Annotated in this window: 13 protein-coding genes; 10 read left to right on the forward strand and 3 right to left on the reverse strand. The window is 60.4% G+C overall.

Features of this window, described 5'->3' with window-relative positions; all coding sequences use genetic code 11:
- The first annotated feature begins 14 nt into the window (after positions 1-14).
- The 8 genes from cobU to HV782_RS09285 all read left to right on the forward strand — a co-directional run bounded on the left by cobU (position 15) and on the right by HV782_RS09285 (position 5,485).
- Entirely contained in the window at positions 15-536 is a 522-nt protein-coding gene (gene cobU, locus HV782_RS09255) for a bifunctional adenosylcobinamide kinase/adenosylcobinamide-phosphate guanylyltransferase (RefSeq protein ID WP_123465914.1), read from the forward strand.
- A complete protein-coding gene (gene cobT, locus HV782_RS09260; protein ID WP_186748358.1) occupies positions 533-1,588 on the forward strand; it encodes a nicotinate-nucleotide--dimethylbenzimidazole phosphoribosyltransferase in 1,056 nt (351 codons plus the stop codon). Before cobU ends, cobT begins: the two co-directional genes overlap by 4 nt.
- Complete coding sequence (gene cobC / locus HV782_RS09265; RefSeq protein ID WP_186748356.1) at positions 1,585-2,160, forward strand: alpha-ribazole phosphatase family protein; 576 nt, start codon at positions 1,585-1,587, stop codon at positions 2,158-2,160. The genes cobT and cobC overlap by 4 nt, the downstream gene beginning before the upstream one ends.
- 1 nt (position 2,161) lies before the next feature.
- Positions 2,162-2,893 (forward strand): adenosylcobinamide-GDP ribazoletransferase, encoded by a 732-nt coding sequence (locus HV782_RS09270; RefSeq protein WP_186748355.1) that lies wholly within the window; start codon positions 2,162-2,164, stop codon positions 2,891-2,893.
- 192 nt (positions 2,894-3,085) lie between these two features.
- Positions 3,086-3,490, forward strand: a complete 405-nt coding sequence (locus HV782_RS09275) for a MarR family winged helix-turn-helix transcriptional regulator (RefSeq protein WP_123465922.1) — start codon at positions 3,086-3,088, stop codon at positions 3,488-3,490.
- A gap of 52 nt (positions 3,491-3,542) precedes the next feature.
- Positions 3,543-4,751 (forward strand): MFS transporter, encoded by a 1,209-nt coding sequence (locus tag HV782_RS09280; RefSeq protein ID WP_123465924.1) that lies wholly within the window; start codon positions 3,543-3,545, stop codon positions 4,749-4,751.
- Entirely contained in the window at positions 4,748-4,870 is a 123-nt protein-coding gene (locus HV782_RS28740; RefSeq protein WP_256591474.1) for a hypothetical protein, read from the forward strand. The genes HV782_RS09280 and HV782_RS28740 overlap by 4 nt, the downstream gene beginning before the upstream one ends.
- A gap of 54 nt (positions 4,871-4,924) precedes the next feature.
- Positions 4,925-5,485, forward strand: a complete 561-nt coding sequence (locus HV782_RS09285) for a glutathione peroxidase (protein WP_186748353.1) — start codon at positions 4,925-4,927, stop codon at positions 5,483-5,485.
- Between the two features lie 127 nt (positions 5,486-5,612).
- On the opposite strand, the gene HV782_RS09290 is transcribed toward HV782_RS09285, so the two are convergent.
- The 3 genes from HV782_RS09290 to HV782_RS09300 all read right to left on the reverse strand — a co-directional run bounded on the left by HV782_RS09290 (position 5,613) and on the right by HV782_RS09300 (position 8,014).
- Positions 5,613-6,884, reverse strand: a complete 1,272-nt coding sequence (locus tag HV782_RS09290) for an OmpP1/FadL family transporter (protein ID WP_128615071.1) — start codon at positions 6,882-6,884, stop codon at positions 5,613-5,615.
- 146 nt (positions 6,885-7,030) lie between these two features.
- The gene (locus HV782_RS09295) at positions 7,031-7,513 is read right to left on the reverse strand and encodes a hypothetical protein (RefSeq protein WP_186748351.1); all 483 of its coding nucleotides are present in this window, start codon (positions 7,511-7,513) and stop codon (positions 7,031-7,033) included.
- A gap of 276 nt (positions 7,514-7,789) precedes the next feature.
- Positions 7,790-8,014 carry a hypothetical protein gene (locus HV782_RS09300; RefSeq protein WP_186748349.1) on the reverse strand — a complete coding sequence of 75 codons (225 nt, stop codon included), beginning with the start codon at positions 8,012-8,014 and terminating at the stop codon, positions 7,790-7,792.
- Between the two features lie 1,022 nt (positions 8,015-9,036).
- Here HV782_RS09300 and HV782_RS09305 point away from each other — a divergent pair.
- Complete coding sequence (locus HV782_RS09305; RefSeq protein ID WP_186748347.1) at positions 9,037-9,360, forward strand: SEL1-like repeat protein; 324 nt, start codon at positions 9,037-9,039, stop codon at positions 9,358-9,360.
- Between the two features lie 175 nt (positions 9,361-9,535).
- Positions 9,536-10,900: a DNA recombination protein RmuC gene (locus HV782_RS09310; RefSeq protein WP_186748381.1), complete on the forward strand. Its 1,365-nt coding sequence runs from the start codon at positions 9,536-9,538 to the stop codon at positions 10,898-10,900.
- Positions 10,901-10,914: the final 14 nt, after the last annotated feature.

The following is a 10,914-nucleotide window of genomic DNA, read 5'->3' on the forward strand; positions in this document are numbered from 1 at the left end:
TTCTGGATAAAAAAATGCTCCAACTGATCCTCGGCGGCGCCCGCTCCGGCAAAAGTCGCCTGGCGGAAAAACTCGCCAGCGACAGCCAGTTGCAGGTCACTTATATCGCCACCAGCCAACCGCTGGACGGCGAAATGAGCGACCGCGTCGCCCATCACCGCGCCCGCCGTCCTGTCGAATGGGCCCTGATCGAGGAGCCGCTCGAACTGGCCCGCGTGCTGCGCGAGTCTGCCAGTGCCGAGCGCTGCCTGTTGGTCGATTGCCTGACTCTGTGGCTGACCAATCTGCTGATGCTCGATGACGCAGAGCGTCTGGCCGCTGAGCGTGAAGCCCTGCTGGACGGCCTGGCGTCATTGCCGGGGGAAATCATTTTTGTCAGCAACGAGACCGGAATGGGTGTCGTGCCGCTGGGCGAATTGACTCGCCGCTACGTCGATGAAGCCGGTTGGCTGCATCAAGCTCTGGCTGAGCGCTGTCAGCGTGTCGTCCTGACCGTCGCCGGCCTGCCCCTGACTCTGAAAGGACCTGCGTTATGACTCAAACCTGGTGGCTCAATCCGTGCAAACCGGTGAATGCCGAGGTTGTCGCCCAAGCGGCGGCGCGGCAACAGCAATTGACCAAGCCGGCCGGCTCCCTCGGTCGCCTGGAAACCGTGGCGGTGCAACTGGCGGGCCTGCAAGGGCAGGTCAAGCCGACGCTGGAGCAGATCTGGATCGCGATTTTTGCCGGCGATCACGGCGTGGTCGCCGAAGGGGTGTCTGCGTTCCCGCAGGAAGTCACCGGGCAGATGCTGCTCAACTTCGTCAGTGGTGGCGCAGCGATCAGTGTGTTGGCGCGCCAACTCGGTGCGCAATTGGAGGTGGTGGACCTGGGCACCGTGACGCCGTCGTTGAACCTGCCGGGCGTGTTGCACCTGAATGTCGGTCCGGGCACGGCGAACTTCGTCAAGGGCGCGGCGATGACTCCAGCGCAGGGCGAACTCGCCTTGCAGGCCGGTCGCGATAGCGTGTTGCGGGCGAAAGCGGTGGGTGCGCAGCTGTTCATCGGCGGCGAAATGGGCATCGGCAACACCACCGCTGCCAGTGCGCTGGCCTGCGCCTTGCTCGATTGCCCGGTGGCCCACTTGACCGGTCCCGGTACCGGTTTGAATGCCGAAGGTGTCAGCCATAAGACCCAAGTCATCGAGCGCGCGTTGGCCCTGCACGCTGCGCAGCGTGGCGATGCGCTGCAAACCCTGTTCAACCTCGGCGGTTTCGAGATTGCGGCGCTGGTCGGTGCGTACCTGGCGGCAGCCCAGGAAGGCGTTGCAGTGTTGGTCGACGGCTTTATCTGCACCGTCGCCGCGCTGGTTGCCGTGCGTTTGAATCCCGCCTGCCGCGAATGGCTGCTGTTCGGTCATCGTGGTGCCGAACCGGGCCATCGCCATGTGCTGGAAACCCTCGGCGCCGAACCGCTGCTGGAACTCGGCTTGCGTCTGGGCGAGGGTAGCGGGGCAGCGCTGGCGGTGCCGTTGTTGCGTCTGGCGTGCGACCTGCATGGACAGATGGCGACCTTCGCCGAGGCGGCGGTGGCGGATCGTCCGGCATGACCTTGCGTCTGGATCTGCTGCGTCACGGTGAGACTGAACTGGGCGGTGGTTTGCGCGGCAGTCTCGATGATGCGCTGACCGAGCAAGGCTGGGCGCAGATGCGCGCGGCAGTGGTCGCTGGCGGGCCGTGGGATCGGCTGGTCAGCTCGCCGCTGCAGCGTTGTGCACGGTTCGCTGCAGCATTGGGTGAGCAACTGAATCTGCCGGTGCAACTGGACAAGGATCTGCAGGAACTGCATTTCGGCGCCTGGGAAGGGCAAAGTGCCGCAGCGCTCATGGAGTCCGATGCCGAGGCGCTGGGGCTGTTCTGGGCGGACCCGTATGCGTTCACCCCGCCACAGGGTGAGGCGGTCAGCGATTTTGCGGCTCGCGTGCTCGGCGCGATTGCGCGCCTGCATCGGGCCCATGCTGGCGAGCGCGTCTTGCTGATCAGTCACGGCGGCGTGATGCGCCTGTTGCTGGCGCAGGCGCGGGGGCTGCCCCGTGAGCAGTTGCTGAGTGTCGAGGTCGCGCATGCATCAGTGTTTTCCCTGACGGTCGAAGCCAATGGTTCGCTCAAGGAAGGTCACTGACATGTTGCCACTGTGGATCGCTCTGCAATTTCTCAGCAGTCTGCCGATTCGTCTGCCGGGGATGCCGCAGCCGGAGCAGCTCGGCCGTTCGTTGCTGTGTTATCCGCTGGTGGGGTTGCTGTTCGGGGTGATGCTCTGGGGGTTGAACCTGGCGTTGGCCGGCGCACCATTGTTGTTGCATGCGGCGCTGTTGCTGACCGTGTGGGTGCTGCTCAGCGGCGCGCTGCATCTCGACGGACTGGCCGACAGCGCTGACGCCTGGCTTGGTGGCTTCGGTGATCGGGAGCGCACCCTGACAATCATGAAGGATCCGCGCAGCGGGCCGATTGCGGTGGTCACGCTGGTGTTGGTGTTGCTGCTCAAGTTTGCCGCATTGCTGGCGCTGATCGAGCAACAGCAGGGCGTATTGTTGCTCATCGTGCCGATGCTGGGGCGTGCGGCGCTGTTGGGGTTGTTTCTGACCACGCCGTATGTGCGGGCGGGAGGATTGGGGCAGGCGTTGGCCGATCATCTGCCGCGCAGGGCGGGATGGTGGGTGCTTGGCGCAAGTATGCTGGGCTCTTTGCTGATCGCCGGGGTTGAAGCGGTTGTTGCGCTGGTTGTTGCGTTCGGGATGTTTGTCTGGCTGCGGCAGGTGATGATGCGGCGGTTGGGCGGGACTACGGGCGATACGGCGGGGGCGTTGCTGGAATTGCTGGAGATGGCGGTGCTGGTGGGGTTGGCGTTGGTCTGACCGGTTTATGGTGAATGTTATGGCCTCTTCGCTGGCAAGCCAGTGCCCTCAGGTATTGAGGGCGTTTACAGATTTTGTGACGACTTGCAAAAACTGTGGGACCAGCGATGGCGGTGGGGCAGACGCCACAAATCTTATTGATAAACTCATGTGTAACTTGATTTAACACAGTCGCGGGTATATACACGCATCATGCTTCCTTCTCAGTGTTTGTGCACCAACCTGCGTCGCGCCGCGCGTGGCGTCAGCAGGCATTACGACGGCGCCCTCGACGGCTTCGGGATCAACGTTGCCCAGTATTCTTTGCTGTGTAACCTGCAGCGTCTGGATCAGCCGAGCATCTCGGAACTGGCCGAAGCCATGGGTCTGGATCGCAGCACCCTGGGCCGCAATCTGCGGGTGCTGGAAGGCGACGGTCTGGTGGCGCTGGCCGAGGGCGAAGACATGCGCAACCGCATCGTCCGGCTCACCGAAACCGGCGCGCAACGTCTGGCTGCTGCACTGCCAGCCTGGGAAGCGGCGCAGCAACGGTTGATTGACCGTCTGGGTGCCGAGAAGCGTGAAACCTTGCTGAAATTGCTGGACGAACTGGCCTGATGCCGGTTTTTTCGGGTTCAAGCGGGTATATACCCGCGACTGGAGAATAACAATGACGACGATGTGGCGTACGTGCGGTTGGGTGTTGCTGGGGAGTGCGCTGATTCTGGCGTTGTCATTGGGCGTGCGACACGGCTTCGGGTTGTTTCTGTCACCGATGAGCGCGCAGTTCGGCTGGGGGCGCGAAGTGTTTGCCTTCGCCATTGCCTTGCAGAATCTGATCTGGGGTCTGGCGCAGCCGTTTACCGGCGCGTTGGCCGATCGTTTCGGTGCGGCGAAAGTGGTGCTGATCGGCGGCGTGCTCTACGCCTTGGGCCTGGTATGCATGGGGTTGTCCGATTCGGCGTTGACCCTGTCCTTGAGTGCCGGTCTGTTGATCGGCATCGGTCTGTCCGGCACTTCGTTCTCGGTGATCCTCGGTGTGGTCGGCCGTGCCGTACCGCCGGAAAAACGCAGCATGGGCATGGGCATCGCCAGTGCGGCGGGGTCCTTTGGCCAGTTTGCCATGTTACCGGGCACGCTCGGCCTGATCGGCTGGCTCGGCTGGTCGGCGGCGTTGCTGGTACTCGGTCTGCTGGTGGCGCTGATCGTGCCGCTGGTGAGCATGCTCAAGGACAAGCCGCTGCCAGTGTCGGGGCATGAACAGACCCTGTCCGAAGCGTTGCGCGAAGCCTGTTCGCATTCCGGTTTCTGGCTGCTGGCGTTCGGGTTTTTCGTCTGCGGTTTTCAAGTGGTGTTCATTGGTGTGCACCTGCCGGCGTATCTGGTCGATCAACATTTGCCGGCCACCGTTGGCACGACTGTGCTGGCGCTGATCGGTCTGTTCAATATCTTCGGCACGTATACGGCCGGGTGGCTGGGCGGGCGCATGTCCAAGCCGCGTCTGCTCACTGCTCTGTATTTGTTGCGTGCGGTGGTGATCGTGCTGTTCCTCTGGCTGCCGGTGACGACCACCTCGGCCTATCTGTTCGGTATGGCCATGGGCTTCCTGTGGCTGTCGACCGTACCGTTGACCAACGGTACGGTGGCGACCTTGTTCGGTGTGCGCAATCTGTCCATGCTTGGCGGCATCGTGTTCCTGTTCCACCAGCTCGGCTCGTTTCTGGGCGGCTGGCTGGGCGGGGTGGTCTATGACCGTACCGGGAGTTATGACTTGATCTGGCAAGTGGCAATTCTTCTGAGCCTGTTGGCCGCCGCGTTGAACTGGCCGGTGCGCGAGCGACCTGTCGCGCGTCTGCAACCCCGTGCGCACGCCGCATGAGCCGACTCTGGCCGCGTTTCGTCTTCGCTGCCCTCGGCGCTGCTCTGCTGGCGTTGGTGTGGTGGGGCTGGCATCAGGGCGGCCTGGCCTTGATGCAGTTGGGCATGAGCATTTGCTAGAACGGGGCGTGGCGAGTAACGTCGAAGCCTGATGACTGCTTAAGGATGCTCGACATGCTGATGCGCTGGTGTGCTGTTCCTGCGTTGCTGATGGCGTTGACTGGCCTGGCCCAGGCCGCTGACTGTCCCGATCTGCTGCAAGGTTCGCTGCCCAAATTGCGGGCCAAGGAGTCCATCGACCTGTGCCAGCAGTACGCCGATAAACCGCTGGTGGTGATCAACACTGCCAGCTTCTGCGGTTTTGCCCCGCAGTTCGAAGGCCTGGAGGCGCTCAATCAGCGCTACAAGGCACAAGGGCTGCAAATGCTCGGGGTTCCTTCAAATGACTTCAAGCAAGAGTCCAAGGACAGCGCAGAGACCGCCAAGGTCTGCTACGCCAACTACGGCGTGACCTTCGCCATGACCGAGCCTCAAAAAGTCCGGGGGGATGACGCTACGCATCTGTTTCAGGTACTCGCTGCGCAGAGTAGCGCGCCGAAGTGGAACTTCTACAAATACGTGGTCGATCGCCAAGGCAAGGTGATCGCCAGTTTTTCAAGCCTGACCAAGCCGGATGATCCGGAGTTTATTGCGGCGATCGAAAAGGCCATCGCTTCGAAACCGCTGAAGCCCTGATGCGTTGAGTGCTTTGGTGGGAGCCTTGTGTATTTCAGCAGGAGTCTCAAGTCATTAAAAAAGCCCCGCCTCTGTACAAGAGAGCGGGGCTTTTTAGTGGGCGAGGGGTTAACCCCGCCCGGCAGCATCAGAAGCGGTAGGTCGCGCCGACACCGAAACCGTTTGCCGAGTTTTCATACTTGGCGTCGTAGGTCTGGCCACGTGCGTTTTCGTTGCGGATCTTGACCGACTCTTCCTTCAGGTACGAGTAAGCGACGTCGATGGTCAGGTCTTCGGTCGGGCTCCAGCCAGCGCCGATGCTGAAGATGGTCCGGTCACCCGTCGGGATGCGTGGCGAACGGTCGACGTTGTTGGTCGGCGACTGGTCGAAGGTCAGGCCGGTACGCAGTACCCATTCCTTGTTCAACTGGTACGACGTACCCACGGCGTAAGCCCAGGAATCGTGCCAGTTCTGGTCTTCGGTGATCTCGCCAAACTGACCGGCCAGCAGCGGTTGTACACCGGAGTTCTTGACGGTGATTTTTTCCAGCTGGCTCCAGCGGGTCCAGGTCGAACCGGCGTAGACGTTCCAGCGTTCGTTGATCGCCTGGGTGACCGAGAAGTCGATGGATTCAGGCGTGGTGATCTTCAGCGAAGCGTCGTACTTCTGGTTGGCGCCCAGGCCGACTGCGCCGAGCAGGCCATAGTTGACCTTGGTGTCGCCTTTGAGCTTGTAGTCGACTTTCGAGTGGTACGTCAGACCCAGGCGCGTGGTGTCGGTGGCTTGCACCAGTACGCCGACGTTGTAGCCCAGCGCGGTGTCGTCACCCTTGATCTTGACCTTGCCGTCCGGCGCAGCCTGAGTGATCGACAGGTTGGATTCCAGTGTGCCGTCGATGCGGTTGATGGTCGGACCGAAACCTACCGACACCACGTCGTTGAACTTGTAGCTGACAGTCGGCTGGAAGGTGATGACCTGTACTTCGGACTTGCTGCCGAAGTAGCGGCCGGCAAAGCCTTTTTCGTAGTCGGTAATCAGGCCGAACGGCACGTAAACGCCGAGGCCGAATGCCCAATGCTCATCAATCGGTTTGACGTAGAAGCCCATAGGTACAGAGGTGAAGGGCACCATGTCGCCTTTGTTGCTGCCACCGTTAGGGCTGGAGCTGGCGTCGCTGATATCGGTTTTGGCATCGAGGAATGCAACACCGCCCGTGACTTGTTCGCGCGTGAGGCGCGACATACCGGCAGGGTTGCCATAAACAGTGCTTGCGTCGTCGGCAGAAGAGGATCGCCCAGCGTAACCGGTGCCCATCCCGCTGATACTGTGTTCGTTGATGGCAAAGCCAGCTGCGAAGATCTGGGTGGATGCCATGGTAACGGCGAGGCTAAGGGTGGTTTTGAGCATGACTTTTTTCATTATTAGAACTCCTGGTGATCACCGGGGCGAAAATTACCAACATTTTCGTCCCAGCGCTATAGTCCGTATGCCTTGAGTTAGAGCGGTTTTGTAGGACAATCCGACCAAATTCGCTACCTGATGAGCGATCTTGCAAAGCGGACGGTTTAACAGGCGACCTGATTCAGCGGTGAAACACAGGTCTGCCAGGCGTAAGTGAAATCACGCAGACGTCCCTGCGGCTGAAAGGTCTGACGCCAGATGCGCGCCATTCCCAGCAAGTCGTTCGGGTCGGGGAGGGTGGGGTTTTGTTCTTCGACCAGCAGCCAGGCAATGGCAGTGGCGTAACGCAGATTAACGGTCAATTCCAGGTGCGGGCCGCTGAGGAAAGCATGCTGGCTGGCGAGGCCGCGCACCAGGCTGGCGCGCTCCGGGTCGAGGGCCAGATAGTCATCCCAAAGGGCCTGATGGCGATGCTCGGCAATACGGTAGAGGCCGTGGCCACGGCGGTCATGCAGGGCGGATCCGAGGGCGGACTGGCTGGCGGCGATGCCCAGCAGCAGGGATTCGGCGGTTGCGCAGTGGCGTCCCAGGTAGATCAATGTAGGACGGATCACATAGCGGCACAGTTCGCTGGCAGCGATACCCATAAAACCCTCGGATCTTGTAATGGTTCGGCGAGTCCTGAAGGGGGCCTTGGCAGCGGTGGATCGACTCAGGCTCGCCGCAAGCGGATCAAGCCGCTTGAGTTGAAGTGTAGTGTCATATTCGCGATGTAAAGGTCTGTTTTTAAAATATTTCCGGCTTCGAGTTATAACCGTTATATCCGAAGGTGCTTAGGCGCGACGGGCAAAAACTGAAATATCAGGCAATAAAAAGCCCCGCGTTTCAGGCGGGGCTTTTGCTTTTTGCAGCCTTTTCGGCTTTCAGGCAACCAGGGCCTGACGTGTACGATCGATCACGGCCTGCAGCGGTTCGGCGCTGGAGTACTGATCGGGGTACAGACGCTCGCTGTGGCGGGCGATCCCGTGTTCATTGACTATGGTGAAGCTGAAGCAGCCTTTGCGAGCGGCCATGATCAGGCAGTTCATCGGTGCGAAGGCGTTGGTTAGGGTGCGAATGGCATCCTGAGTCTGGATTTGAGTAGACATAGTTATTAGGTGTTCCTACAAATGACACGGATAAGAACCGTGCAACGTTAAAACGTTCCAGTAACGTCGACCACCGTTGGTCGAACGAAGAACCCGACTGGAACAAAGCAGCCAGTTTGAAGCGCTGAATAAGTTGGCGCGCTTGGGCTGGCAGGTAGGTACTTAGGAGGACAGGCATCACAACGAGGGCAAAGGTTCTGGGCCCGGGGTGAAGATCCTGATCAATTTGCAGGTTGGTTCGGTCAGAGTAAGTGTTCTTCGCAACACCCTTTGTATTCATTCAAAGGCGTGTCGTCACAAGATTTACCTGGAAACCATCGAGGGGTCGTTTCCCGCTTTTTTCGGTAGAGGCTTCTTGGAAGAAGGTTGACCGTGGGGATGTGTTCGACCGGAATTGACTTTCAGCTTGGTACTAACGCCGCGGATACTAACCAATCGTTGCGGATTATGCAAACCCATCGTTAAAAAGATGACGTGCGGTCGCGCGGATCACGGGTGACAGGACAGGCCTCTTCGCCAGCAGGCTCGCTTCCACTGCGATCGCGGTCTGGTGGGGTAGCGAGTCTGCTGGCGAAGGAGTCTCGCCCGATCAACCGTCGGTCGCCACAAAAGCGTGCAGCCATTTCCGGCGCCAGGCCGCTTATCTCCCGTTCGGGATGCAAAACGACCCGAAAAAGCGCACCGATATAACCGGGTAACAGGTACTTGTGCACATTAGTTGCGCAGCCTGTAACGGCGCTGTCATAACAATCCTGACCCCGGTCACTGCCTGTATCGAAAGTTTAAGTCAATGAAAACCATCGCTTTTTTTTGTTGGTGAAAAAATCGTCAGTTTGACTGCGAGCCCCATTCCATAAGGCTTTGCGCGGGTTGGAGGGCGGTTGTCCACTGAGTTATCCACAGCTTCTGTGGATTGTCCCGAGCGCTTGCTCTAGCACGGGCGTGCCGGGTTATTTTTCGACTTTACCTGTAGGAAAAAGAGAGTAGAGTGGCGCGCCTTCCGATCTGTCCCACAGTGTTTTATGAAGTTTCGCTCAGTATCAGACTCTGTTACCTCACAACCACTTCCTGTTACCCCGCCCAAGCGATTTTCCGTGCGTGTGGCCGAGTGGCTGCTCGACAGCCCGCGCCTGAGCGCCAGCCACAATGCCAAGCACCTGGCCGGTCGCCTGCTCAAGCAGCCGGCGCGTGAAGGTGTGGTTGCAGCGCAAAGCCGTCTCGGCCAGTTGATGTGCCGTGAATGCGGCAATGCCCGGGACCGGCGTATCGGTCAGGATCTTTTGCGTCAGGCCGCCCGCGCCGGCGACCGTCGTGCGCAAGAGGAACTCGGGCTCATCGCAGACTGAGCTGTCCAAGACCTGACGCCTTGGTTAACCTTCAGGCTTTATAAGATTGGCAGGAGTCGCTATGGCTATGGACTTGACCAGCGTATTGCTCGGTCTCGCAGCGGCGGGGTTGCCGCTGCTGGCACTGGCCTGGCAGCTGCAGCGCCGGGCCAGTGACAGGCAGGCCGAGGTCGCCTTGCTCGAAGAGCGGCTGGCCATGGCGCAACTGTCGCAGGACGGGCTCAACGCACAACTGGATGCCAGCCGCGACGAAATCGCCGACCTCGGGCAGGCCAACGCCGCCAAGCAAGCCGAACTGGCCGCTCTGCGCCGCGAAGTCGAGTTGCTGCAAATCGAACGCGATGACGCCCGCGACGCTTCCCACGCCTGGAACCTTGAACGCGCCAACAAGGAAGCCGAACTGCGTCGCCTCGATGCACAGGCCGCTTCGCTGAATGCCGAACTGCGCGAGCAGCAGGAAAGCCATCAACAGCGCCTCAACGACCTGCAAGGTTCGCGCGATGAGCTGCGTGCACAGTTCGCCGAACTGGCGGGCAAGATCTTCGATGAGCGCGAACAGCGCTTCGCCGAAACCAGCCAGCAGCGGCTCGGGCAGTTACTCGACCCGTTGAAAGAGCGCATTCAGTCCTTCGAAAAGCGCGTGGAAGAAAGCTACCAGGCCGAAGCCCGCGAGCGTTTCTCGCTGGCCAAGGAACTGGAACGCTTGCAGGCGCTCAACCTGCGCCTGAGCGACGAGGCGACCAACCTGACCCGCGCCCTCAAAGGCCAGAAAACCCAGGGCAACTGGGGCGAGCTGATTCTTGAGCGGGTGCTCGAACACGCCGGGCTGGAGAAGGGACGCGAGTACCAGACCCAGGTCAACCTCAAGGGGCCGGATGGCGAGCGTTTCCAGCCGGATGTGGTGATTTATCTGCCGGGCGACAAGCAGGTGGTGGTCGACTCCAAGGTCAGCCTCACGGCATATCAACAATACGTGGCCGCTGAAGACGACACCCTGGGGCAGATCGCGATCAAGCAGCACGTGCTGTCCCTGCGCAATCACGTCAAGGGCTTGGCGGGCAAGGATTACAAGCGTCTGGAGGGGTTGCACAGCCTTGATTTCGTGCTGCTCTTCGTGCCGATCGAAGCGGCATTTTCCGCCGCGTTGCAAGCCGAGCCGACCCTGTTTCAGGAGGCTTTCGACCGCAATATCGTTATCGTCAGCCCGACCACCTTGCTGGCCACGTTGCGGGTGATCGACAGCCTGTGGAAGCAGGAGCGCCAGAGTCAGAACGCCCGGGAAATCGCCGAGCGCGCGGGCTTGCTGTATGACAAGTTCGTGCTGTTCATTCAGGATCTGGACGAGGTCGGCAATCGCTTGCAGCAGCTGGACAAAGCCTACAGCTCGGCGCGCAACAAGCTGACCGAGGGACGCGGCAATCTGGTCAGTCGCAGTGAGCAGCTCAAATTGCTGGGCGCACGGGCGAGCAAGAGCTTGCCGGCTGATCTGCTGGAGCGGGCGATGACCGATGTCGATGGGCTGGTGGAACTGCCAGAGTAACCCGGACTTCTGTG

It is taken from the genome of Pseudomonas monsensis (assembly GCF_014268495.2).
Taxonomy (GTDB): domain Bacteria; phylum Pseudomonadota; class Gammaproteobacteria; order Pseudomonadales; family Pseudomonadaceae; genus Aquipseudomonas; species Aquipseudomonas monsensis.